Here is a 25,161-nt window from a genome sequence, read left to right as displayed (position 1 = left end):
GCCGCCGTCAACAAGAAGCCCACGCCAGCGCGTGGGCTTTTTTTATCTTAGCCTCCCGTCATCCGCTCCGGCTTTAACGCACAAATACCTCTGTTAAACATCAGCTATTCTGACAATTGGAAATTGTGTGATCTATTAAAATATCAATATCTGTTATATCTCCAGATAAGATCTAAACTGTTTATATCAAAGCATGGATGGCTCTACTTTCATACGATCCAAGAGGACATTCGTGCACATTATCAGATCGACTCCTGACTTTCCGGCACCTTCTCAGCTATCGGTGCTGGCCGTTTTAATCAGTACGTTATTACTTGTCGGATGTGGTGGTGGTGGTGGCGGCGGCGGTGGTGGTGGCGAAACGCTGAACATGGCGCCGGCGCCTGTAAACAATCCCGCGCCAACGCCAACGCCGACGCCGACGCCAACGCCGACAACCGAACCCGTAGCCGAGACGACGCCGACTACCGATTCGGCGCCAACCCCAGAGCCGATGCCGGTTTCGCCAGTCGTTACCTACGGCAAGGTTAAAGTCGGTATTGTCGATTCGGGCCTGGCGGCCGGTCGTTCTGACATCAACTACGACAATGTCCATTTCGCCTCTTATCTTTCCGGCGGCAGCCAGACCCTGAACGATAATAACGGTCAGGCAGGGCACGGCACGTTGGTGGCGCTGACGGCGGCCGGCCTGGCCAGCGGGGCGTTTGCCGGCGGCGTGGCGCCGGACAGCGATTTATGGATAGCGCAGGCTTCCAGTAATAACCTTTTTTATTACCAGGATACGCAAAAGGCTATCAGCGGGCTGCTCAATAACGGCGTAAAAATAATTAACATGTCTTATGCTTCCGGCGAGCGGCTGGCTACCACGGCACAGCAGCAAAGCGCCAGAACCAGCGGGCGTTACGATCTGCTGCGTGACAGCCTGAGCAGCATCGTCAGCGCTAACGCGTTGGGCGTAGTGGTGACCGGCAACAACGGGACGTCCACGCCTTCGCCGAACGCGCAGATCCCTTTAATCTACAATGACCCCAGCCTGCAAAAAGGGCTGATCGCCGTGACCGGCTATGTGCCTGGCTATACCGTGGCGCAGGGCAGCCGTCCGCCGGAGCTGTTTGTGTTTGACGCCTGTGGCGATGTCGCCGCCTGGTGTCTGGCCGCGCCCGGCTATGCGGATTACCTGCAGGACAACGGCACGCTGGGTCGCAAATACGGCACTTCTTTCGCCGCACCTCGCGTGACCGGCGCGGCATCCCGTGTGTCGGCGCAGTTTCCGTGGATGACCGGCTACAACCTTCAGCAAACTTTGCTGACGACGGCGGATTACCACAGCGATGCCGTGGCGGGCGTCAGCCAGGACACCGCCAACGGGCGGCCCTATAACAACACCTTCGGCTGGGGAAATGTGAATGTCGATAAGGCGTTACGAGGCCCGGGGATGTTTTATGGCGATGACTTTACCGCCGCGCTGACCTACGGCAGCTACGTGTTTGCCAACGATATCAGCGGCAGCGGCGGCCTGATTGTCAGCGGCGCCAGCAACGCGGGCGGCAGCCTGACGCTGAGCGGCAATAACACCTACACCGGCGCAACACGGGTGGAAAGCAACAGTCTGTTTATCGACGGCAGCGTCGCCAGCGACGTGCGCGTAACGGGCAGCGGGCTGCTGGCAGGCTCGGGCCGGATCAACGGTAATCTGAGCAACCAGGGCACGGTGGTAACCACCGCCGCTGGCGGGCTGCGCGTGGTCGGCAGCTATCAGCAAAGCGCCGACGGCACGCTGCGGATAACGCTCTCTCAGCCGCTGACGGTTGCAGGCCCGGCGACGCTCAACGGCGCGCTTCAGGTTACCTTGCCTTCCGATACCTATATTGTGCAGACCAACGAATCGCTGCTGGAAAGCGGACAGGGCATCAGCGGGCAGTTCGCCAGCGTGGATACCGGCGTCTTCCTGAAAGGCACGGTGGCCTACAGCGCCAACAGCGTTACCGGACATTTTCAGCGAGTGAATACCGTTCAGGCGGCCCAGGCGGCGGGACTGACCGGCAAAGCAACGCTGCAAAGCGCCGCCAACGTCGAGCGGGCGTTGCAGGCGGCCGACAGGCTGTCGACGCAGTCGGGCCTTTCCGCGCAGCAAACCGAACTGTTGCAGGATGCGGCGGCTTTCCAGCGTATCGGCAGCGGCGCGGCGGCTGAAGCGGTGCTGGATTCGCTTTCCGGCCAGGCACACGCCAGCGGCAATGCTATTCTCTTCAACAGCCTGGATTACCAGAACCAGCTGCTGAATAACCGCCTCGATCCGGCGCGGCAAAAGCCTTACGGCATGTGGGCGGAAACGGGCACGCTGCACGGCGATTTGCAGCAGGATGGTTATCAGGGCAGCCACTACCGCACCAACACTACGGCGATTGGCGTGGACAGCAGTTTCGACGTGCCGGGACTGCGGGTAGGCGCGGCCGTCACCGATAGCGAAATCCGGGCCAGCTACGAAGGCAGCGGCGGCAACAGCACCAACAGTTTGCAGGGCGTTATGCTTTATGGACAGTATGCCGTAACGCCGGAATGGTTCTGGCAGGGCAACCTGAGCTATCAGCATGGCGAGACCGATCTCGATCGCGTGCTGCTGCTGAACGGCGTGCGTTCATCTTCATCAGAAACGCGCAACGACAGCTGGCAGGCGCTGGTCAAAACCGGCTACCGCTGGTCGCTGGACGACAGGCTGACGCTGCAACCTTATGTCGGCATGAAGCTGAGCCAGCTCTATACCGGCGGCTTTAACGATGAGGCCGGCGCGCTGGGACTGCAAGGCGACAGTGCCCGTTACAGCCGCACCGTTGGCCTCACCGGCCTTAACCTGAGCGCGCCTCTGCTTGAGGTCGATCAATGGTGGTCGCTGCTTTCCGTCTACGGCGAGCACCAGCACGCCTTTACCAATCCGTCGCTGGATGTGAACGCCCGCTGGACAGGCACCGGTTCTGAAGGCGACAGCTTCGCCATTCCGGGCATGACGCTGGACAGGGATTCTCAGTGGTACGGGATGCGGCTGGACGTAGGCAAAGCGAAAGATGCGCGCCTGTTCCTGCGAGTGGACAAGCACGTGGCGGAGAAAGGCGACGAGTCGGTCTTCCGCGGCGGCGTGGATATCGCCTTTTAATCGCGGCGCGACAATGACAGAAGCTGGCCTTGCTGCCAGCTTTTTTTTCGCCCGTGCCTTAAAATGCCCACGCCCTGACGGCAGATGGCAATAACGCGGCGGTCTGAATTCGACGGCTGAGACTTGTAAACCACCCTTAACGGAAACCTTACGTTCTGAGCATGGAATTTAATCAGCCTGCTCAATCATAATACCGCCGGGTCAGATGACCTGCTTTTTTCTGGCGGTGACGAGATGCTGCCGCTTCTTTGTTTTATTTGATCCGACTGAGCCTCATGACCTCTACAACAGCAAAACCCTTCCGTCGCAAACTTATCCTTGCCGCTCTTATTATTCTGGCCATTTTGCTGGTCTGGCGTTTCTGGCCGCACGGCAGCGGCGCGGGCAGGCCAGGCGGCCCCGGCATGATGATGGCCGGCCCGGTAGCGGTTCACGCCGGGCTGGTTACGACCGCCGACGTGCCGGTTTACCTGACCGCACTCGGCACGGTGATCCCTAATGCTACCGTTACCGTTACCAGCCGCGTGGACGGGCAGCTGATGAAAGTTTACTTTACGGAAGGGCAGCAGGTCGAAGCCGGCCAGCTGCTGGCGCAGATCGATCCACGCAGCTATGAGGCCACGCTGGCGCAGTACCAGGGCGATCTCAGCCAGAACCAGGCGCTGCTGCAAAGCGCGGAGCTGACGCTGGCGCGCTACCGCAAGCTCTATGCGCAGGACTCTTTAGCCCGCCAGGATTTGGATACGCAGGCCGCCACGGTGGGGCAGTATCGCGGGGCGGTCAAAGCCGACCAGGCGCAAATCGCCTCGGCAAAGCTGAATATTGAATTTACACGCATCACCGCGCCGGTTTCCGGGCGCGTTGGCCTGCGCCTGGTTGACGAAGGCAATATGGTGCAGAGCAGCGACACCACCGGCCTGGTGACCATTACCCAGATGCAGCCCGCCGCCGTAACTTTCAGCGTTCCGCAAAGCAACATTCCCACGCTGATTAAGGCGCTGCACAACGGGCAGACGCTGCCAGCAACCGCGTTCGATCAGGATGGCGATAAGGCGCTGGCTTCCGGCAGCGTGCGGTTTATCAGCAACCAGATCGACACCGCTACCGGCACGGTCGAGCTGAAAGCGCTGTTCGACAATCAGGACGAGGCGCTCTATCCCAACCAGTTTGTGGATCTGCGGCTGCAAACCGGCACCCTGAAGCAGGCGACCGTGATCCCGGCGCAGGCGTTGCAGCTCAGCAGCGACGGCAGCTTCGTCTACGTGATCGGCAGCGATAAAACGGTTACGCGCCGCGCGGTGAAAACCGGGCCGACGCTGGGCGACACGCAGCAGGCGATTACCGAAGGCGTGAAGGCGGGCGAGCAGGTCGTTACCGTAGGCATCGATCGGCTAAGCAACGGCAGCAAAGTCACTGTGGTTACGGCTGATGAAACTCCGGCCGCCAGCGACAAAGCGAAAGCGCAATGAATCCGTCCCGCATTTTTATCGCGCGTCCGGTCGCCACTATCCTGCTGATGATCGGCGTGCTGATCTCCGGCGTTTTCGCCTATAAGTTTCTTTCGACCTCCGCGCTGCCGCAGGTGGATTATCCGACCATTCAGGTCACCACGCTCTATCCGGGCGCGAGTCCGGACGTGATGGCATCGGGCGTTACCGCGCCGCTGGAAAGGCAGCTGGGGCAGATGGCGGGCCTGAGCCAGATGGCCTCCAGCAGCTCGGGCGGCTCGTCGGTGATCACGCTGAAGTTCTCGCTGGATCTGTCGCTGGACGTGGCGGAGCAGGAAGTGCAGGCGGCGATCAACGCCGCCAACAGCCTGCTGCCCTCCGACTTGCCTAATCCGCCAACCTATAAAAAGGTGAACCCGGCGGATACGGCGGTGATCACGCTGGCGGCCAGCTCGGATACGCTGCCGCTGATTAAAGTCCAGGACCTGGTCAACACCCGCGTCGCGCTGAAGCTGTCGCAAATCTCCGGCGTCGGCATGGTGACGCTGGCGGGCGGCCATCAGCCCGCTATCCGCGTGCAGATGGATCCCAAAGCGCTGGCGGCGCACGGGCTGACGCTGGAAGACGTCAATACGCTGATTAGCAACAGCAACGTCAACGGCTCGAAAGGCGGTTTCGACGGCAAATACCATTCGATAACCATCGACGCCAACGACCAGCTGCGCACCGCAGAGGAATACGGCAACCTGATCCTTACATATCAGAACGGCGCGGCGCTGCAGCTGAAGGATATCGCCCATATCGAAGAGGCGGCGGAAAACAGCTATCAGTCGGCCTGGGCCAACAACAGCCCGGCGATTGTGATTAGCGTCCAGCGCCAGCCCGGCGCCAACGTGATTGCGGTGGTGGACAACATTAAAAAGCAGCTGCCGACGCTCCAGGCCGCGCTGCCGGACGGGGTAAAAGTGCAGATCCTCTCCGACCGTACCCAGACCATTCGCGCCTCCATCAGCGACGTGCAGTTTGAGCTGATGCTGTCGATTGCGCTGGTGGTGATGGTGACCTTTCTGTTTCTGCGCAACGTGGCGGCGACGCTGATCCCGAGCGTGGCGGTGCCGCTGTCGCTGGTCGGCACCTTTGGCGTGATGTATCTGGCGGGCTTCAGCCTGAATAACCTGTCGCTGATGGCGCTGACTATCGCCACCGGTTTCGTTATTGATGACGCTATCGTAGTGGTGGAAAATATCTCAAGGCGGCTGGAGCAGGGCGAAACGCCGATGGAGGCGGCGCTGAAAGGCTCGGCGCAGATTGGGCTTCACCATTATCTCGCTGACCTTTTCGCTGATTGCGGTGCTGATCCCGCTGCTGTTTATGGGCGACGTGGTCGGACGGCTGTTTCGCGAGTTCGCCATTACACTGGCGGTGTCGATTCTGGTTTCCATGCTGGTTTCGCTGACGCTTACGCCGATGCTTTGCGCCTGTCTGCTGCGCCATATCCCGGAAGAGAAGCAGAGCCGCTTTTACCGCAAGGGCGGCCAGTTCTTCGATAAGCTGGTGGCCGGTTACGATCGCCTGCTGACGATAGTGCTCAACCATCAGCGCCTGACGCTGCTGGTGGCGCTGGCGACGCTGGCGCTGACCGCGCTGCTCTATCTGGTTATTCCCAAAGGCTTTTTCCCGGCGCAGGATACCGGGTTAATCCAGGGCGTGACCGTGGCTTCTCAGGACGTTTCTTTTGGTGAAATGGCGAAGCGGCAGCAGCAGCTGGCGGCTATCGTGCTGAAGAACCCGGCGGTGGCGAGTCTTTCTTCCACTATCGGCATCGACGGCAACAATACCAGCCTGAACAGCGGGCGGCTGCAAATCAACCTGAAGTCGTTTGACCAGCGCGACGAGCGGGCCGACCAGGTGATTGCCGAACTGCAACAGGCGACCCGCAGCGTGCCGGGCATTCAGCTTTATATGCAGGCCGCGCAGGATCTGACGGTCAACGATCGGGTCACGCCGGATCGCTATCAGTTCTCGCTGGACGACGCCGACAGCGAGAACCTGGTCGCCTGGACGCCGAAGCTGGTGGCCGCGCTGGAAAAACGGCCGGAGTTCAGCTCGGTGGTCAGCGATTTGCAGGATCAGGGGCAGGTCGCCTGGGTCGAACTGAACCGCGATGCGGCGGCGCGTTACGGCATTACCGCCGCCGACGTGGATACCGCGCTGTATAACGCTTTCGGCCAGCGGCTGGTCTCCACCATTTTTACCCAGTCGAATCAGTACCGGGTGGTGCTGGAGGTCGCGCCGCAGTATCAGCAGTCTCCGGCCTCGTTTAACGACATCTGGCTGGCGGCTGCCGCTTCGTCCTCGACCACCTCCACGAGCAGCGGCACCTCAAGCGATACCGACAGCAGCTCGTCTGACAGCGCTTCTTCAACCAGCAGCGGCGGCATGGTGCGGCTGACCTCAGTCGCCACCATTCATCAGCGCATCGGCTCGCTGGTGCATATGCGGCTGAACCAGTTCCCGGCGGTGACCGTCTCGTTCAATCTCAACGACGGCTACTCGCTGGAAGAGGCGCAAAAGGCGATAGCGGAGACGCAGCAAAGCCTGAAGGTGCCGTCCAGCATGACGCTGCGCTATCAGGGCGAAACCGAAGCTTTCCAGAACGCTACCGGCAACACGCTGTGGCTGATCCTGGCCGCGCTGCTGACCATGTACGTGGTGCTGGGCATTCTTTATGAAAGCTTTATTCATCCGGTGACCATTCTCTCCACGCTGCCGTCGGCGGCGGTCGGCGCGCTGCTGACGCTGCTGCTGGCGGGCACGGAATTCAGCCTGATTGCGCTGATTGGGGTGATATTGCTGATCGGCATTGTGAAAAAGAACGCGATTATGATGATCGACTTTGCGCTGGATGCGGAGAAAAAGCAGCACCTCAGCCCGCGGGAAGCGATCCATCAGGCCTGTCTGCTGCGCTTCCGCCCGATCCTGATGACCACCATGGCGGCGCTGCTTGGCGCGCTGCCGCTGATGCTGGCCTCCGGCTCGGGCGCTGAACTGCGCCAGCCGCTGGGGCTGGTGATTGTCGGCGGCCTGATCTTCAGCCAGGTGCTGACGCTGTTCTCCACACCCGTGATCTACCTGTGGTTCGATCGCCTGGCCGGGCGGGCACGCCGCAGAATGCGGGCGGCTAAATGATTACGCGCTTTTTTATCTTCCGGCCCGTTACCACGCTGCTGTTAACGCTGGCGCTGCTGCTGCTGGGCGCGCTGGGCTATCGTTTGCTGCCCGTTGCGCCGCTGCCGCAGGTCGATTTCCCGACCATTATGGTTTCCACCAGCCTGCCGGGCGCCAGCCCGGAGACGATGGCGGCCACGGTCGCCACGCCGCTGGAGCGCGCGCTGGGGCAAATCGCGGGCATTACCGAGATGACCTCCAGCAGCTCGCAGGGCTCCAGCAATATCATTTTGCAGTTTGAGCTGACCCGCGACATCAACGGCGCGGCGCGGGATGTACAGGCGGCGATCAACGCCTCGCGCAGCCTGCTGCCGAGCAGCATGCCGTCGCTGCCGACCTATCGTAAAGCCAACCCGTCCGACGCGCCGATTGTGATGCTGGCGCTGACGTCCACTACGCGTTCCAAAGGCGAGCTGTACGATATCGCCGAGAGCAAAATCGACCAGAAAATCGCGCAGGTGCAGGGCGTCGGCGACGTCTCGCTGATGGGCAGCGCGCTGCCGGCGGTCAGAATAGATCTACAGCCGCAAATGCTGGCCCATGCCGGGATCTCGCTGGATACGGTGCGCGCCGCTATCGCCAACAGCACCAGCAATCTGCCGAAAGGGATGTTGCAGGGCGCTAACCAGAGCTGGGTGATTGACGGCAACAGCCAGCTGGACGGCGCAAAGCAGTACCGCGATTTGGTGGTCAGCTACCAGAACGGCCGCGCTATCCGCCTCAGCGACGTCGCCACCGTTTACGATTCGGTAGAGGACCAGTACAACGTCGGTTACTTCAACGGTTCGCCGTCGGTGATGATCGGCGTCACGCGCCAGGCGGGCGCCAATATGCTGCAAACTATTGATGCCATCAAAGCGCAGCTGCCGGCGCTGGAGGAAAACCTGCCGGCCGACGTCTCGCTGAAAATCGTGGTTGACCGCTCTCCCAACGTGCGCGCGTCCCTTTATGACACCGAAGAAACGTTGCTGATCGCCATCGCGCTGGTGATTGGCGTGGTCTTTATTTTCTTACGCAATTTGCAGGCGGTGGCCATTCCCGCGCTGGCGCTGCCCGTTTCGCTGGTGGGCACCTGTGCGGTGATGTATTTGCTCGGCTACAGCCTGGATAACCTGTCGCTGATGGCGCTGATCATCGCCACCGGCTTTGTGGTGGACGACGCCATCGTGGTGCTGGAAAACATCACGCGCTATATAGAAGAGGGGCTAAGCCCGGTGCGCGCCGCGCTGAAAGGCGCGAACGAGGTGAGCTTTACCGTGCTGTCGATGACGCTGTCGCTGGTGGCGGTGTTTATCCCGATCCTGCTGATGGGCAGCATCGTTGGCCGCCTGTTTCGCGAGTTTGCGGTGACGCTGACCGTTTCGCTGATTATCTCTATGCTGGTGTCGCTCAGCCTCACGCCGATGCTCTGTTCGCGGCTGCTGAAGCGTAAACCCGGCGTCACCGCGCGGCCGCATCCGCTTTATCAGTGGATCGAAAACGGCCTTAATCGTCTGCTGGCCGCCTACGCCCGCGGGCTGAACTGGGTGATGCGCCATCAGCGGCTGACGCTGTTTAGCTTGATGCTGACGGTGATCCTCAATCTGTTTCTCTATTCGGTGGTGCAGAAAGGCTTTTTCCCCAATCAGGATACCGGTCTGCTGATGGGGATGCTGCGCGCCGATCAAAACGTCTCTTTCCAGGCGATGAAGCCGAAAATGGAGGCGTTCGCTAAGCTAATCCAGCAGGATCCGGCGGTGGACGGCGTGATGTCGTCAATGGGCAGCGGCGCGTTCGGTTCGCGCAACACCGCCAACTTTTTCGTGCATCTGAAAGACTTCGACCAGCGTGACGCGACGGCGACGGAAGTCGCTAACCGGCTGAGCGGTAAAACGCGCAACGTGCCGGGCGTGGAGCTGTTTCTGATGGCGGCGCAGGATATTCATATCGGCGGCCGCAGCGCCAACGCCAGCTATCAGTACAGTCTTCAGGCTGACGATCTGGAGACGCTGCGCGTCTGGACGCCGAAGGTCAAGGCCGCGCTGGAGGCGATCCCGCAGCTGACCAGCGTCGATTCCGACTCACAAACCGGCGGCCAGGAGGTAATGGTCACGATCGACCGCGACCGCGCCAAACGGCTGGGGGTCAACGTTGAGATGGTCGATACGCTGCTGAATAATTCGTTTGCGCAGCGCCAGGTCGCCACGCTGTACAAGACGCTGAATCAGTATCATGTGGTGATGTCATTGCAGGATACATGGACGCGCGATCCGGAAACGCTTAACAAGCTGTATGTGATTAACGATGCCGGCGGCCAGGTGCCGCTTTCGGCTTTCGCCCGCTTCAGCGGCGCCAACGCGCCGCTGTCGGTGGCGCATCAGGGGCAGTCGGCTACCAGCACGATTGCCTTTAACCTGGCGGACGGCGTTTCGCTGGAGCAGGCTTCAGCACTGATTAAAGCCGCGATGGCGAAAATTGCGCTGCCGGGCGATATTCAGGCCGGTTTCCAGGGCACGGCGAAAGCCTTTGGCGATCTCACTGCGTCCATGCCGTGGCTGATCCTTGCCGCGCTGGCGGCCGTCTATATCGTGCTGGGGATGCTCTATGAAAGCTATATTCATCCGCTGACCATCCTTTCCACGCTGCCGTCCGCAGGCGTTGGCGCGCTGTTGCTGCTGCTGCTGACCGGCACGCAGCTGACGGTGATCGCCTTGATAGGCATTCTGCTGCTGATCGGCATCGTAAAAAAGAACGCCATTATGATGATCGACTTCGCGTTGGCGGCGGAACGCAAGCAGGGCATGACGCCGCAGCAGGCAATTGTGCAGGCCTGCCTGATGCGCTTCCGCCCCATTATGATGACCACGCTGGCCGCCTTTTTCGGCGCGCTGCCGCTGGCGTTGGGCAGCGGCGGCGATGCCGATCTGCGCAGTCCGCTGGGCCTGGCCATCGCTGGCGGCCTGGCGCTGAGCCAGCTGTTAACACTGTTTACCACGCCGGTGGTTTACCTCTATCTCGATCGTGCCAGCCGCGCCGCTAAACGTCAGTGGGCGCGCCTCAGAGCTTAAATAATGACAATGAAAAAATTACCGTTTCTGTCCGGGCAAAGGACAAGTTCCAGGCTCGCGCCTGTTTTCCTGGCGCTGCTGCTGAGCGGCTGCGCCGTCGGCCCGGATTACCATCGTCCGGCGGTGAACGTGCCCGCGCACTATAAAGAAGCGCAGGGCTGGCGCGAGGCCGCACCGCAGGATGCACAAAGCAAAGGCGACTGGTGGTCGGTCTATCATGACAATACGCTGAGCGGTCTGCTGCGGCAGGTTGCCGTTTCAAACCAGAACGTGGCGCAGTATGAAGCGCAGTATCGCCAGGCCAGGGCGCTGGTCAGTGAAGCGCGCTCTGACCTTCTGCCCGGTGCGACCTATAGCGGTTCCTCAACGCGCAGCGGCAGCGCTTCGACGGGCACGGGCCAGCGCACCGCCAGCGACAGCCATTCGCTACAGGCCAGCGCCAGCTGGGAAGTGGATATCTGGGGCAAGCTGCGGCGCACGCTGGAAGAGAACAAAGCCAGCGCGCAGGCCAGCGAGGCGGAGCTGGCGAATATCACCCTCAGCGCCCAGTCCGAGCTGGCGCAGGATTATTTTCAGCTGCGCATTATGGACCAGCAGATCGTGCTGTATCAGCAAAGCGTTGAGGCTTACCAGCGCTACCTGACTATTATTGAGAATAAATATCAGGCTGGCAGCGAGTCTCGCGCCACGCTCGCGCAGGCGCAAATGCAGCTGGAAACCTCGCGGGCTTCGGCGCTCGACCTCAGCTGGCAGCGGGCGCAAACCGAACACGCTATCGCTATCCTGCTCGGTAAAACGCCGGCGGAATTCAGCCTGCCGGTAACGAAAGCGATGACCGCCACGCTGCCCGCCATCCCGCAGGCCGTGCCCTCGACGCTGCTTGAGCGCCGCCCGGATATCGCTTACGCAGAACGCACTGTGGCAGCGGCCAATGCCGCCGTTGGCGTGGCGATCGCAGGCTACTATCCCGACCTCACGCTGAGCGCCACCGGCGGCTTTACCAGCTCGGCGCTGCATAATTTGCTGTCGCTGCCGAATCGCGTCTGGTCGCTCGGGCCGTCGCTCAGCGGCACGCTGCTGGACTTTGGCGCCACCTCGGCGAAAGTGGAGCAGGCGAGAGCGGCCTATGACGCCGACGTGGCCAGCTATCGCCAGGCGGTGTTGACCGGCTTTGAGGAGGTGGAAAACTACCTGGTGGAGCTGCATACGCTGCAAAACGAAATCGTGGCGCAGCAAAACGCCACCTCGGCGGCGCAGGAGTCGGCCCGCGTCACGCGTAACCAGTATGAAGCGGGGATGATTGACTATCTGGATGTCGCCACCACTGAAAACAGCAGCCTGAGCCAGCAGCAGAGCCTGCTGGCGCTGCAAAGCACGCAGTGGGTCGCCAGCGTGCAGCTGATCGCCGCGCTGGGCGGCGGCTGGCGGGAGGCATCGCGCTAACATATGGGCGTTATCGCCCCGGCGGAAACAGGTCTGAAAAGCAATTGGAATATCAGCATGGCGGGCAGTATCATCGTTAAGACTGCCCGCATCACGAATACAAATTCCAGTGCCCACAAATATCGCCACTTTGGCCGTAAAATATCTCTGGCAGCCTTAACTACATTATTTCCCGGCCAGTTGGGCCGCTGCAGCCGGGTCGTAACCTACATTATTTACCCGCCAGTTGTGCCGCCAGAGCCGGGTCGTAACGACCATCAAGCTGAACGAACAGGATACGGCAGGACTCCTGCGATCGGTTGGACCACGCATGATTAGTGCCCCGCTGTACAACTACGCTGCCGGGCCTGAGCAGCACCTCTGAGTCATCAAGCACGAGATAAACTTCGCCGTGTACTATCACGCAATAATCGACCGCCTCGCTGCGGTGCATCATGGGGTGGGGCGAATCGGCTTTTACCGTCAGCCCGTCGGTATAGTTAACCTGTTCAAAAAGATCTTTAATGCGGTTATCTTCCTGATCCAGATAAGAGGCATCGGGCGGCAGATCGACGAAGCGAATACGCGTGCCGTTGGTTGGCGCGTTGTGCATTACCGGTCCGCTAGTGGGATCCGGATCGTTATTAACCGGCGCGGGCGATGCCGACGTTTCCCAGACCTCGTGAAAAATCAGCCCCGGGATCGCTTCCGTCTCAATGACCGAAGGCAGCGAACCCTCGCTATAAATCGTTGATTTTCCTTTGGCGTCGTGTCCGGTAACAATGCGGTGGATGGCGGGTAACGGCATAGCGTACTTCTCCTCTGCGGCGAAAAATATAAATGCTCAGGCAATCCGAACATCCCTTTATTTCAGCCAGTATGTTTAAACATCTGTGTGACAGCGTTATGGCTGATGCAGCATAAATTGGGACGCGCCCATATAGCACGTCCGAAAAGTTTTAATCGCGCGTTATTAATGCTGCCCGGATGGCTCGGTGAAGTAGCGCAGCGTCCTGCTGTCATTCAGCATATGATCGCGCATGTAGTCCATATCAGCGGTGCTGAAATCCTTTTTTGTCTCCTGGCTGGTTTTTATTTCATTGGCTGCCAGATCGACGGAAAGCGCAGAGTGCGCGGTAGAAACATGGACGTTATCGTCGTCCAGATCCAGATAATCATATTGCGACCTGAGATTTTGCTGAAGCGCTGCTAAACGGGTTTGCTGCTGGTCGGCAACGGCCGGATCTTTGTCGAGAACGGTAGCCAGCGTGAGATTAATTTCAGATTCAAAATGATCGTCGAACGCCTGGCGGACGTTGGCAGCAAAATCTTTGATATCCGCTTCCGGTTGCAGATGAGCAAGCAACCCGCTTGTTTCCCCGTCACGAGAACGATAAGTGATGCCTACGCCAATACAGGGGCCGCATCCACCTGTCTCCATCTGCTGATTATCTCCTTTAAGCAAGGCGACCTGTCCCATCCCCAACAATCCTTGCCGAAGGTTGTCAGGGGCAACGCTTCCTTTAATGCCAGCCGCGCCATGATGCAAGCCGTTTAGCGGCCCTTGTAAATGGCGGGTTGCAGAGGCTGCCTGTTTATTCTGCTCTGTAGCCAGAGCGGGCGCCGATATGCCTGAACGATTAACCTGCACGCGTCTTCCTCAATAAAAGTGATGTGATATGAGGGGGCTTTAGTGTCCTTAACGCGTCAACGGTTCCCGTAAAATAATGGAATGGCCAGCAACCCGGGCGGAGCAATCGTTGTAAGGAACCATAAGTTTCACGTCGCCACTAAAGCGCTTTAGAAAATAAGGTGAACTTATGAAATTCGTTTCCGGCCAGCTAAGGCCATACCAAAACCCGAGCCAGGGAAACAGGTTACGTGAGGAAAGCACTACGCCGTTGCGCAGCGGAGAGGCTCACCAGGCCGGGCGGCCTGGCGGGCGTCGTCACAGTATGGATAGCGGGTCGGCGAATTTACATCTGCAACAACAGGTTACTGAGCTTGAAGAGCAGGTTAATAAGATCCGGGCAAAGGACGATCTCGAAGCCGCGCCCGGCACGTTCAGCGCTGATTTGCATCAGCATATGCTGGGCCAGCGTCGCTATGAAAAAGCGGCCACGGCTGATTTTTTGGGAACGCAAACCTGGAAGCGTATGCGGTGCGCGCAATTGAACGCTACTCCGGGCGGGCAGGTGGCCGCCGCGCAGTATGGGCTGGGATTTGCGCATGATGAAACAAGCGGTAAAGTCCCGTTCGGCAAGCTGGAGATCGGGCATGAAATGAATGGCTACTATCAGCGTATGGCGCCTTCGGGAAAAACCCTCAATCTGTGCCACCAGCTCTACCAGCTGCGTTATCCGCAGGCGAAGCAGCAGCAGCGTCTGTTTATCAACAGCGAATTTATGACGGATAAAATTGTTAAACGTTTCCAGGCCCAGCATCCCGGGCACGGGCCGTTAAAACAGGAAGCCGTCGCGCCGGGTATTATTGCCATCAGCTGCGACAGTGTGGATGACTGGCAAGCGCTGGATTTACTCGCTGATAAATTCGGCGCCCGTCCTTCGGCTTATCAGGTGGCCCGGAACGCCGTCGGCGCACAGCAGCAGCCTTTCATCAACGACCCGCGAGTACAGAATCACCTGACTGTTGCGGCGCTTCGCTCTCCTCATGCCCAGGGGCCGGTTACGCAGCTGAGAAAGATACCTGACTCGCTCAGCACCAGCGTGCTGGCCCGGGCGGATGCGGATATGATCGACGAACTTACCCGCATACTCAGCTACCCGCAGCTGGCCCAGCGTCATCAGCAAAATCCTTTGGTTGCGCAGGGATTGCAGGGCATCCGCTTTATTGCCGAAGCCATGCCCGCGCTGGCTACGGACAGCACCCGATTCGGCAACGCTCACCGGGCGCTGATGGAGGAAATGCAGGTGTTGCTGGGCGCCATAAGCCCGTACAAGGCCAACGCCTTTAAGGCGTACGCTTCGCAGCGCATCCGCGAAGCGCTGCCGCCGCAGCAGGCGATGCAGCTCAATCCGATCGAACCTTTCTTGTTATCCTCAGGAATGCAGGCGCTTACGGAAGCCCTTGAGGCCGCCCTGATCGCCAGCCGCAGCGGATTAGCGCCCCTGAAGAACGGGGAAAAGTGCACGCAATTCTATTACGAGGCCGAGGAGTATGCGGACAGCTTCGGCAAGCTGGCCGATCCGCAAAAGCAGTCGCCTGCGTTTTACACCTCTTTCTGCGACAGCTTTGTCGCCCACAACAGTCAACCCGAACACAGTTGGTCTTTGCAGGATATGATTGAGGGCATCGGGCAGGAGATGAAAAACCGCAAAAATAAAGCGGAGCCGCTTAACGTGGTTATCGACACCACCATTGAAAAAGAAGGAGAAATGAAGGCGCTAATGGGGACCTTTAGCGAAGCGTTAGCCAATAATGAACTCCGCTTATTCCTGTGCAAAAGCCATCAAAAGTTCGGCAATCTGGGCGCAACCAAAGTGCTGGGAGGGAGCCTGACGCTGGTGGGCGCGAAAACAGAGGGAAACGAAGCCCTACAAAAGCGGTTTCGCCATTACGAGGCCAGCCAGAACTGGTTTCATCATGGTGAAGGCCAGCTCCTTACGCACATTACTCATGCAGCCATCAGGCATGAGCCAAAAATGCTACAGCAGTCCATTGATAACGGTAACTTTATTGCTCAACACTGTTTTAACGGCGAAAACGGGCACGGCCGTTTTGCTGGTCACGATACCGATAAGCCTTTTTCCATGCTGAACACCTATAGCCTCGAACCGGAAGCGCGCTATCCCAGCTTTAAATTGAACGCAAATTCAGGGAAGGCGCAGCGCTGGTCGTACAGTCCTGCTGAGGTTGTAGAGAGTGATTTGATTCGCGCCCGAGGCTCCTTTGGCTTTACCGAAAGTACGATTAGCTCGATAGGTAATCTGCCGGGTTATGACGACAGAATGCTGCGTCTCAGTCACGGCAGCGAAACGAAACCTGAAAGCATTGAAAGAAACTGGATGCTGAGCAGGGAAATGCAGCTGGATCGTCCTTCTCTCACTATTGGGTCAGCTCTGCATCTGGCAAAACAGCTGGTTAATGATTCCCTGACGCCGGAGCAGCGCCGCTCGCTGCACGACAGGCCCTTCAGCGAAAAGCTGCGCCAGGCGGGGAAAAATGCCGCTCCGGTAATCAGTAATCAACAAAGAAATGAAGCCAGCGTCGCGGAGCTGCGCGCTACGGCGGCCCTTCCTGAAAACTTCACGCTGAATAAAGTGGCTTCGATTGTGGGGTATCTTAACCACCTGATAAGCAGTGAGGATCTGACGGAGGAAGTGGCCTACTCGGACGATCGTCAGGCGCTGGATGAACTGCTGGGGGGATTTATCGATTCCGGCATGCCCGGCGTTTCCCGTACGGGTCGTGAACAGGCGGTCAGATTACGCTGTGAGCTGAGCCTTGAAGATATGTGGAGCGACGATCCCGAAACGCGGCGGCGCGGCACCGATCATCTGCTGGCGGCTTCCGACAGCCATATCAGCCGCGGCATGGGCGTGCTTAAAGAGGCGGTGCCGGATAAAGCCTGGCAGGAAATGCCGCAAAAAGTGCGGGACCGGTTGGTCAGCGTTATTTTCGACAGGCTGGATGTTAACAGTCAGCTCGAATTTCTGCACCATAACAGCCAGTTAACCGGGCGCGGGCAGTTTACCCAGGAGTGTGCCATGCGGCTGGCCGGCAGTCTGAACGCCAGTTCGCCGGAAGCAACAAGCCAGCACTGGCAGGCCACAATAATGCAGGCCATGCTGCGTCGGGGCATTATTACGCCGGGCAATAGCTGAGAAAGGCATGGGCCGCAGGAAAATCAGCTTGCTGAGCCGGGCTGCCATCGCCTGATTTTTTATGCTGCCGTGTAGCGCAGGTGCTAAAAAAGCGTGAGCGCTACTGGTTTTGGTTGTTCGCCAGCAGGAGCCTGTTTCTTCGGCCAGCGCCGCAAATCTTTTTGCAACGCTGCGGTATCCACACATAAATTGATTCAGCACATCCTGATTTTTATGTTCCGCCATTGTCATGCGCAGCCATATCCTGCATCGTTACAGGCAAATTTATCTGCTAAGGAGATGGCATGCTGCTTTCATTTTTCCGTCTGCTGGTTGGGGTGCTCTACCGTACCCGGCTGGCTGGCGATCTTTCCCCGCTGCACCAGCCAAAGGTGCTGATTGTGCCCAACCATATGTCGTTTCTGGACGGCATGCTGCTGGCGCTGTTTTTGCCGGTTAAGCCGGTATTTGCCGTCTACTCTTCCATCAGCGAAAAATGGTATATGCGCTGGGTGCGCCCGCTGGTGGATTTTGTGCCGCTGGATCCGGCAAAGCCGCTGTCGGTCAAGCGTCTGGTAAAAACAATCGCGCAGGGCCGTCCGGTGGTGATTTTTCCCGAGGGGCGAATTACCGTCACCGGATCGCTGATGAAAATTTACGACGGTGCCGGTTTTGTCGCGGCAAAGTCGCAGGCTACCGTTGTGCCGCTGCGGATAGAGGGCGCGGAGTTTTCGCCGTTTGGTCGCCTGGCCGGCGTGTTTAAGCGCCGCCTTTTCCCGCGTATCAGCATGACCGTGCTTCCTGCCACCACCATCCCGATGCCGGAGGCCAAAACCGCGCGGGAGCGCCGCAGGCTGGCGGGAGAGCATCTGCACCATATTATGATGGAAGCGCGGATGGCGGTGCGCCCGCGCGAGACGCTTTATCAGGCGTTTCTGGCTGCCCGCACGCGCTATGGCTATTTCAAATCCTGTATTGAAGACGTCAATTTGCAGCCTGACAGCTACACGGGGCTGCTGAAGAAATCGCTGGGCGTCGGCCGGATCCTGGAGCGTTATACGTCGTCAGGCGAATACATTGGCCTGTTGCTGCCGAATACCACGGTGACCGCCGCCGCGATCCTGGGCGCGTCGATGCGTGGCCGCGTTCCGGCGATGCTTAACTACACCGCTGGCGTTAAAGGCGTGGGCAGCGCGCTGAAAGCGGCAGAGGTAAAAACGGTTTTCACCTCCCGTCAGTTTCTGGACAAGGGCAAGCTCTGGCATCTGCCGGAGCAGCTTACCGGGGTAAAATGGATCTTTCTGGAAGATCTGAAAGGAACGGTTACCACGCAGGATAAACTCTGGATCCTCGGCCATCTTCTTCTGCCACGCCATGCTGAAGTGCAGCAGCAGCCGGAAGACGCGGCGATGGTGCTGTTTACCTCCGGCTCGGAAGGCCATCCTAAAGGCGTGGTGCATTCGCATAAAAGCCTGCTGGCGAATGTGGAACAAATCCGCACGGTGGCCGACTTTACGCCGCGCGATCGCTTTATGTCCGCGCTGCCGCTGTTTCACGCTTTCGGCCTGACCGTTGGGCTGTTTACGCCGCTAATGACCGGGGCAGAAGTGTTCCTTTATCCCAGCCCGCTGCACTATCGTATTATTCCGGAGCTGGTGTATGACCGAAACTGCACCGTACTGTTCGGCACCTCCACCTTTTTGGGCAACTACGCGCGCTTTGCTAATCCGTATGATTTCGCGCGCCTGCGCTACGTGGTGGCCGGCGCAGAAAAATTGCAGGAGGGCACGCGTCAGGTCTGGATGGAGAAATTCGGCATCCGCATTCTGGAAGGCTACGGCGTGACGGAGTGCGCGCCGGTGGTGGCCATCAACGTGCCGATGGCGGCGAAAAACCATACCGTCGGGCGTATCCTGCCGGGCATGGATTCTCGTCTGATTTCCGTGCCGGGGATTGAGCAGGGCGGGCTTCTGCAGCTGCGCGGGCCGAATATTATGAAAGGCTACCTCCGGGTAGAAAAACCAGGCGTGCTGGAAGCGCCGCAGGCGGATAACGGCGAAGGACAGATGGAAGCAGGCTGGTACGATACCGGTGATATCGTCAGCTTTGACGAGCATGGTTTTTGTCAGATCCAGGGGCGCGCAAAGCGGTTTGCTAAGCTGGCGGGCGAAATGGTGTCGCTGGAAATTGTCGAGCAGATTGCGCTGAAGGCATCGGCAGAAAAACAGCACGCCGCGTCGATAAAGCCCGACGGCAACCGTGGCGAAGCGCTGGTGCTGTTTACCACCGACGGCGAATTAACCCGCGACAGGCTGCAGAAGGCGGCTCGCGAGCTGGGCGCGCCGGAGCTGGCGGTGCCGCGCGATATTCGCGTGTTGCCGCAGCTGCCGCTGTTGGGCAGCGGGAAACCCGACTTCGTTACGCTGAAAAGCATGGCGGAACAGCCGGAAAAAGAGGCGGAAAATGCATAACTCATCCGGCAGCGAAAAGCTGCTTTCGCGCGGCATGATGGCGGTTATCGCCGCGCAGTTTTTGTCGGCTTTTGGCGATAATGCGCTGCTCTTCGCCACGCTGGCGGTGCTTAAAAACCAGGTCTATCCGGACTGGAGCCAGCCGGTGCTGCAAATGGTTTTTGTCGCCACCTATATCATCCTGGCACCTTTCGTCGGCCAGGTTGCGGACAGCTTCGCCAAAGGTCGGGTGATGATGGTCGCCAACGGCCTCAAGCTGCTGGGCGCGCTGACTATCTGTTTCGGCTTTAATCCTTTTATCGGCTATGCACTGGTTGGCGTTGGCGCGGCGGCCTATTCACCAGCCAAGTACGGCATTTTGGGCGAAATCACCGGCGGCGAAACGCTGGTCAAGGCAAACGGCCTGATGGAATCCTCAACCATTGCGGCTATTTTGCTGGGATCGATCGCGGGCGGCGTGCTGGCGGACTGGAACCTGACCGGCGCGCTTATCGCCTGCGTGCTGGCCTACGGGCTTGCCGTAGCGGCGAACGTGCTGATCCCAAAACTGGCGGCGGCGAGGGCGGGGCAAAGCTGGCATCCACTGCGCATGTCGCTCAGCTTTTTCCACGCCTGTCGCGAGCTGTGGCGCAATGGCGAAACGCGTTTTTCGCTGGTGGGCACCAGCCTCTTCTGGGGCGCGGGCGTCACCCTGCGTTTTCTGCTGGTGCTGTGGGTGCCGGTCGCGTTGGGTATTACCGATAACAAAACGCCCACGCTGCTGAATGCCATGGTCGCCATCGGCATTGTGTTCGGCGCAGGCGCGGCCGCGAAGCTGGTGACGCTGAAAACGGTCGGCAGATGCATGCCGGCAGGCGTGCTGATTGGCGTGGCGGTGGTCTTTTTCGCCTTGCAGCACACGGCGGCAGGGGCTTACGGATTACTGATAGTTATCGGCATGCTTGGCGGCTTCTTTGTGGTGCCGCTGAACGCGCTGTTGCAGATGCGCGGCAAGGAGAGCGTCGGCGCAGGCAACGCTATTGCGGTACAAAACCTGGGTGAGAACGGCGCGATGTTGATCATGCTGGGGCTTTACTCGCTGGCCGTGAAGCTGGGCGCGCCGCCGGTAGCCACCGGCGTGGGCTTCGGTGCGCTGTTTGCGCTGGCGATTGCCGTGCTGTGGGGCTGGCAGCTGGCGCAGCATCGCCACACCAGAGTGGGGAAATAAACGGATTTTCAGAGCAAAAAAGGGGCGGAATTATTCCGCCCCTTTTTACTGGCTACCGTTAACCGTTTTCGTCAAAAAACGAGTTAAGGCGACGGGAAGGTGTAGCGGCGATGGATAGCTTCCAGCCCCTGCATCACTTCCTCATCCAGCGTCAGATTATAGCTGTCGATATTCAGCTGCAGCTGTTCCAGGGTAGTCGCGCCCAGCAGCGTACTGGCGACGAAAGGCTGCTGACGGACAAAAGCCAGCGCCATCTGGGACGGGTCAAGATTATACTTTTTCGCCAGCGCCACATACTCGGCAATAGCCAGCTCGGCCTGTTCGCCGCTGTAGCGGGTAAAGCGGCTGAACAGCGTGTTGCGCGCGCCGGCAGGCTTAGCGCCGTTCAGGTATTTGCCGCTCAGCGTGCCAAAGGCCAGGCAGGAATAGGCCAGCAGCTCGACGCCTTCGTGCTGGCTGATTTCCGCCAGACCCACTTCAAAGCTGCGGTTCAGCAGGCTGTAGGGGTTCTGAATAGAGACAATGCGCGGCAGCTCGTGCTTTTCCGCCAGCTGTAAATAGCGCATCACGCCCCACGGCGTTTCGTTCGAGACGCCGATATAGCGTATTTTACCGGCACGAACCTGCTCGTTCAGCGCTTCCAGCGTCTCCAGCAGCGTGACCGTGGCGGTATCTTCCGCATATTCGTAGTTCAGCCGTCCGAAGTAGTTGGTCTGTCGCTGCGGCCAGTGCAGCTGGTAAAGATCCAGATAGTCGGTGTTCAGCCGCTTCAGGCTGGCGTCCAGCGCCTGACGGATGTTCTTGCGATCCAGCGCCTGGCCCGGTCGGATTGAAGCATCCGCACCGCGTACCGGCCCGGCGACTTTAGAGGCCAGCACCACTTTTTCGCGATTGCCGCGCGCCTTCAGCCAGCTGCCAATATAGGTTTCGGTTAACCCCTGCGTTTCCGGGCGCGGCGGCACCGGATACATCTCAGCGGTATCGATCAGGTTAATGCCGGAACGGAGCGCCAGATCAAGCTGCGCATGGGCATCGGCTTCACTGTTTTGCTCGCCAAACGTCATGGTGCCTAATCCCAGGCTGCTGATTTCCAGCGTACTGTGGGGGATGCGATGATAATGCATGTGCCGGCTTCCTTTTTTCATTATTAAAAGACCAGCCTGGCGTGCGGGGTAGAACTGTTGAAGCAAACGCCAGATCCGGCTTTTGACTATAACCGTCGGGCGCTACAGGGGGAAGAGCGGATTTATCGGGAAGTGCGGTGGGGGCCACCTGTCGGAAAGCGTCAGGTGGCGGGATTGGGCTTAGCGTTCAACAATCGATGAAACCTCATCGCCGTTGATTTGCAGCTCATGGCCGGAGCGATCGGTGTACTTCACCAGACCGGTATCCTGATCGATCTCCGGTTTACCCTGGGTCATAATCATCTTGCCTTCTTTTGTCGCCATCACGTAATCACTGCTGCAACCGCCGAGCAGCGTGGCCAGCATCAGAACGGCCGCGCCAGACATCAACTTCATACTTCGCTCCCTTAGCCTTCAATTTGCCTGCATCAGTAATAGCGCATTTTACAGAAAGCGTTAACCGCAGAACTCCTAAAAAGGCGTCACAGCACGACGAACTATTGACTTTGATCGTAAAAACAACGGGAAGAAGCCGACCGGCAGCGCCGGTCGGCCTGGTATCAGGCGTGGTTTTTTTTGCCGCGTAGCAGGTTAAGACACTCAACCGACATGGAGAAGAACATCGCGAAATAGATATAGCCTTTTGGCACGTGAATATTGAAGCTTTCCAGGATCAGGGTGAAACCTACCAGGATCAGGAAAGTCAGCGCCAGCATTTTTACTGAAGGATGGCGGTCAACAAATTCACCGATAGCGCGGGCGGCAAACATCATCACGCCCACTGCAATTACCACGGCCGCCATCATAATAATCAGATGATCGGACAGGCCAACGGCAGTAATTACCGAATCAAGACTGAAGATAATATCCAGCAGCATAATCTGCACAATCGCGCCGGCGAAGGAATGAACATTGCTTTTATGTTCTTCTTCACCGCCTTCTATTGTTTCATGGATCTCCATACTGGACTTCCACAGCAGAAAAAGCCCCCCGAACAGCAGGATTAAATCGCGCGCGGAAAAAGAGTGGTCCATCAACGTAAACAGCGGCGTGGTCAGGCGAATGACCCAGGCAATCGAGGCCAACAGACCCAGACGCATCAGCATGGCGCCCGCCAGGCCGATACGGCGCGCGGCGTTCTGCTGCTGTTTGGGAAGTTTAGCCACCACCAGAGAAAGAAAAATAATATTATCAATACCCAGAACGATTTCCAGAATCGTCAGTGTACCCAGCGCCAGCCAGGCGTTGGGATCGGCAATCCAGTCAAACATACAACGTTGCATCCTAAACGAAAGTTAAACGAAGAGTATACTCATCCGGATGCCGCTCAGCTAAAGCTTTACAGTAAAAAATGACGTGCCAGTAAGGGCGCGGTGAAAGCCTTTTTCAGGTAGAAGCCCCTGGGCAGCGTCATCACCGGCTGGCCGTTTTCGCCAATGCCTTCCGTCAGGGCTTTGCTGTTGGCGGCTTTGGGCCGGATTTGCAGCACTTCGCCGTGGCGGGCGGTAATACGCTCTACCTGTCCCAGCACGATCATATCCATCAGCTCTTCCCAGTCGCGCCGCAGCAGCAGCTCTTCTTCTTCACTGGGACTCCACAGCAGCGGGGCGCCGACGCGACGTTCGGCCAGCGGAATAGCCCGATCGCCTTCTACCGGTATCCACAATACTCTCGCCAGCTTATGTCGCACATGGCTGGTTTCCCAGACCAGACCGCTGTTGCCGGTCAACGGCGCCACGCAAACAAAGGTGGTTTCCAACGGGCGGCCCTGCGCGTCGACAGGAATAGTTTTCAGCTCCACGCCGATGTCGGCAAAATCCTGTTCCGGCTTGCTGCCTGCGCTGGCGCCCAGATAGCGTTCCAGCAGCATACCCACCCAGCCCTTATCGCGACGCAGGTCGCGCGGTATCGTAAGGCCCGCTCTCAACGCCAGTTCGCCCAGCGTAAAGCCAGCCAGCTGGCGCGCGCGTTCCAGTAACGCGGCTTCGTTTTCCGGCGGTAAAACCGGAGAAAAATAGTCTGGCATCGCCTGCTCTTGGTTGTTGGTTAAAAAATGAACAGTAGTTTTCCATATTAAAAAGGATGCGTTCATCCCTGAGGAAAAGCGCAATAATAGCATGATTAATCGCGGCTTTTTTTTGTCACTTTGCGGCCGCGATCGGGAAGTTGAAAAGGTTATGCCTGTCTGCGCACCGACAATGAACAGGATCTTACACGTAGTTATCCACAGAAAAATGGGATAAGTCGATTTTTAAAATAATACTGTTTCGATTTACAGGCTTGACGCGGCGGTTTTACCCGGGTTACCGCATTTTTTGCTTAGGATAGCAACATATCCTGTGGATAAAAAAATCGGTGTTCGATCTTTCGCCACCTGCCTGGTGTCGTTATTGATCGGGGGCCCTGAAACAGCCGAAGGACGCGGTAGAATTGGATAAATCTCAATATTTATAATGCGTTAACCAAAGTATTAACCTTAGGCTAAAAGGCGCCACTCTAAGTTTTCCCCAGCGGCCAGGAGAGTTCTGCACAAAGATATCCACAGAAAAGGTGAATAAGATCGCGCAAAAGTGGCGATTTCTGTTTATAACTCTACGAATGTTCGCAAGTTATCCCGCGAATGCCGTCAGTAACGGCCCAAAAGCAGTGGTTTACCGTCTGTAAGGAGTATGAAACAATCAGGCTATCCGAGTATTAGTTTTGAGGTAGTCCAGTGATCGATGATGATGGCTACCGCCCGAATGTTGGTATCGTAATTTGTAACAGGCAGGGACAAGTGTTGTGGGCCAGAAGGTATGGCCAGCACTCCTGGCAGTTTCCTCAGGGAGGCATCAACCCTGGCGAAACGGCAGAACAGGCGATGTATCGAGAACTCTTTGAGGAAGTCGGTTTGCACCGCAAAGATGTGCGCATCCTTGCCTCTACCCGGAACTGGTTACGCTATAAGTTGCCGAAACGTTTGGTGCGTTGGGACACAAAGCCGGTTTGTATCGGCCAGAAACAGAAGTGGTTTCTTCTGCAACTCTTGTGCAATGACGCGGATATCAACATGCAAACCAGCAGCACGCCGGAGTTCGACGGCTGGCGCTGGGTGAGCTTCTGGTATCCTGTACGTCAGGTTGTCTCTTTTAAACGCGACGTTTATCGCCGGGTGATGAAGGAGTTCGCCAGCGTGGTGATGCCCCTGCAGGAGAATGCCGTACCGCGAAATACGCCTTATCGACGGAAGAGAGGGTAAGC

At 58.3% G+C, this 25,161-nt stretch carries 14 protein-coding genes and 1 pseudogene; 9 read left to right on the top strand and 6 right to left on the bottom strand.

Annotated elements, in window-relative coordinates; genetic code table 11:
* Window positions 1-232: 232 nt before the first annotated feature.
* The 5 genes and pseudogenes from ACVWZ0_RS18105 to ACVWZ0_RS18085 all read left to right on the top strand — a co-directional run bounded on the left by ACVWZ0_RS18105 (window position 233) and on the right by ACVWZ0_RS18085 (window position 12,317).
* Window positions 233-3,151 (top strand): S8 family serine peptidase, encoded by a 2,919-nt coding sequence (locus ACVWZ0_RS18105; protein ID WP_253458705.1) that lies wholly within the window; start codon window positions 233-235, stop codon window positions 3,149-3,151.
* A gap of 275 nt (window positions 3,152-3,426) precedes the next feature.
* The gene (locus ACVWZ0_RS18100; protein ID WP_253458708.1) at window positions 3,427-4,620 is read left to right on the top strand and encodes an MdtA/MuxA family multidrug efflux RND transporter periplasmic adaptor subunit; all 1,194 of its coding nucleotides are present in this window, start codon (window positions 3,427-3,429) and stop codon (window positions 4,618-4,620) included.
* Window positions 4,617-7,788: pseudogene (locus tag ACVWZ0_RS18095) on the top strand (efflux RND transporter permease subunit). Before ACVWZ0_RS18100 ends, ACVWZ0_RS18095 begins: the two are co-directional and overlap by 4 nt.
* A complete protein-coding gene (locus ACVWZ0_RS18090; protein WP_253458714.1) occupies window positions 7,785-10,874 on the top strand; it encodes a multidrug efflux RND transporter permease subunit in 3,090 nt (1,029 codons plus the stop codon). Before ACVWZ0_RS18095 ends, ACVWZ0_RS18090 begins: the two are co-directional and overlap by 4 nt.
* Window positions 10,875-10,883: 9 nt before the next feature.
* Complete coding sequence (locus tag ACVWZ0_RS18085) at window positions 10,884-12,317, top strand: efflux transporter outer membrane subunit (protein WP_253458718.1); 1,434 nt, start codon at window positions 10,884-10,886, stop codon at window positions 12,315-12,317.
* A gap of 211 nt (window positions 12,318-12,528) precedes the next feature.
* On the opposite strand, the gene ACVWZ0_RS18080 is transcribed toward ACVWZ0_RS18085, so the two are convergent.
* A complete protein-coding gene (locus tag ACVWZ0_RS18080) occupies window positions 12,529-13,104 on the bottom strand; it encodes a cupin domain-containing protein (RefSeq protein WP_253458721.1) in 576 nt (191 codons plus the stop codon).
* Between the two features lie 165 nt (window positions 13,105-13,269).
* Window positions 13,270-13,737, bottom strand: a complete 468-nt coding sequence (locus ACVWZ0_RS18075; protein ID WP_253458725.1) for a hypothetical protein — start codon at window positions 13,735-13,737, stop codon at window positions 13,270-13,272.
* A 379-nt stretch (window positions 13,738-14,116) separates the two neighbouring features.
* Between ACVWZ0_RS18075 and ACVWZ0_RS18070 the strand changes: the two genes are divergently transcribed.
* The 3 genes from ACVWZ0_RS18070 to lplT all read left to right on the top strand — a co-directional run bounded on the left by ACVWZ0_RS18070 (window position 14,117) and on the right by lplT (window position 20,797).
* The gene (locus ACVWZ0_RS18070) at window positions 14,117-17,140 is read left to right on the top strand and encodes a hypothetical protein (RefSeq protein ID WP_253458728.1); all 3,024 of its coding nucleotides are present in this window, start codon (window positions 14,117-14,119) and stop codon (window positions 17,138-17,140) included.
* 284 nt (window positions 17,141-17,424) lie between these two features.
* Complete coding sequence (gene aas / locus ACVWZ0_RS18065) at window positions 17,425-19,590, top strand: bifunctional acyl-ACP--phospholipid O-acyltransferase/long-chain-fatty-acid--ACP ligase (RefSeq protein WP_253458732.1); 2,166 nt, start codon at window positions 17,425-17,427, stop codon at window positions 19,588-19,590.
* Entirely contained in the window at window positions 19,583-20,797 is a 1,215-nt protein-coding gene (gene lplT / locus ACVWZ0_RS18060; protein ID WP_253458737.1) for a lysophospholipid transporter LplT, read from the top strand. The genes aas and lplT overlap by 8 nt, the downstream gene beginning before the upstream one ends.
* Window positions 20,798-20,880: 83 nt before the next feature.
* Here lplT and ACVWZ0_RS18055 read toward each other — a convergent pair whose 3' ends face one another.
* The 4 genes from ACVWZ0_RS18055 to mutH form a co-directional block, all read right to left on the bottom strand.
* Window positions 20,881-21,921 (bottom strand): NADP(H)-dependent aldo-keto reductase, encoded by a 1,041-nt coding sequence (locus ACVWZ0_RS18055; protein ID WP_253458739.1) that lies wholly within the window; start codon window positions 21,919-21,921, stop codon window positions 20,881-20,883.
* Between the two features lie 180 nt (window positions 21,922-22,101).
* A complete protein-coding gene (locus ACVWZ0_RS18050) occupies window positions 22,102-22,317 on the bottom strand; it encodes a YgdI/YgdR family lipoprotein (protein ID WP_125287384.1) in 216 nt (71 codons plus the stop codon).
* Window positions 22,318-22,481: 164 nt separating this feature from the next.
* Window positions 22,482-23,192, bottom strand: coding sequence for a TerC family protein (locus ACVWZ0_RS18045; RefSeq protein WP_253458743.1), 711 nt, complete (start codon window positions 23,190-23,192; stop codon window positions 22,482-22,484).
* A gap of 68 nt (window positions 23,193-23,260) precedes the next feature.
* The gene (gene mutH, locus ACVWZ0_RS18040) at window positions 23,261-23,947 is read right to left on the bottom strand and encodes a DNA mismatch repair endonuclease MutH (RefSeq protein WP_253458745.1); all 687 of its coding nucleotides are present in this window, start codon (window positions 23,945-23,947) and stop codon (window positions 23,261-23,263) included.
* 687 nt (window positions 23,948-24,634) lie between these two features.
* Here mutH and rppH point away from each other — a divergent pair.
* Entirely contained in the window at window positions 24,635-25,159 is a 525-nt protein-coding gene (gene rppH / locus ACVWZ0_RS18035) for an RNA pyrophosphohydrolase (RefSeq protein ID WP_125287387.1), read from the top strand.
* Window positions 25,160-25,161 lie beyond the last annotated feature (2 nt).

This window comes from Erwinia sp. TECH1, assembly GCF_054057575.1.
The sequence above is the reverse complement of the archived record's forward strand: the minus strand, read 5'-3'. Positions and strand labels throughout refer to the sequence as shown.

What these genes read in the sequence shown, in the direction of transcription:
- ACVWZ0_RS18100 (WP_253458708.1), top strand. Translation starts at nt 3,427, where the DNA reads ATGACCTCTACAACAGCAAAACCCTTCCGTCGCAAACTTATCCTTGCC.
- ACVWZ0_RS18090 (WP_253458714.1), top strand. Translation starts at nt 7,785, where the DNA reads ATGATTACGCGCTTTTTTATCTTCCGGCCCGTTACCACGCTGCTGTTA.
- ACVWZ0_RS18085 (WP_253458718.1), top strand. Translation starts at nt 10,884, where the DNA reads ATGAAAAAATTACCGTTTCTGTCCGGGCAAAGGACAAGTTCCAGGCTC.
- ACVWZ0_RS18080 (WP_253458721.1), bottom strand. Translation starts at nt 13,104, where the DNA reads ATGCCGTTACCCGCCATCCACCGCATTGTTACCGGACACGACGCCAAA.
- ACVWZ0_RS18075 (WP_253458725.1), bottom strand. Translation starts at nt 13,737, where the DNA reads ATGGAGACAGGTGGATGCGGCCCCTGTATTGGCGTAGGCATCACTTAT.
- ACVWZ0_RS18070 (WP_253458728.1), top strand. Translation starts at nt 14,117, where the DNA reads ATGAAATTCGTTTCCGGCCAGCTAAGGCCATACCAAAACCCGAGCCAG.
- aas (WP_253458732.1), top strand. Translation starts at nt 17,425, where the DNA reads ATGCTGCTTTCATTTTTCCGTCTGCTGGTTGGGGTGCTCTACCGTACC.
- lplT (WP_253458737.1), top strand. Translation starts at nt 19,583, where the DNA reads ATGCATAACTCATCCGGCAGCGAAAAGCTGCTTTCGCGCGGCATGATG.
- ACVWZ0_RS18055 (WP_253458739.1), bottom strand. Translation starts at nt 21,921, where the DNA reads ATGCATTATCATCGCATCCCCCACAGTACGCTGGAAATCAGCAGCCTG.
- ACVWZ0_RS18050 (WP_125287384.1), bottom strand. Translation starts at nt 22,317, where the DNA reads ATGAAGTTGATGTCTGGCGCGGCCGTTCTGATGCTGGCCACGCTGCTC.
- ACVWZ0_RS18045 (WP_253458743.1), bottom strand. Translation starts at nt 23,192, where the DNA reads ATGTTTGACTGGATTGCCGATCCCAACGCCTGGCTGGCGCTGGGTACA.
- mutH (WP_253458745.1), bottom strand. Translation starts at nt 23,947, where the DNA reads ATGCCAGACTATTTTTCTCCGGTTTTACCGCCGGAAAACGAAGCCGCG.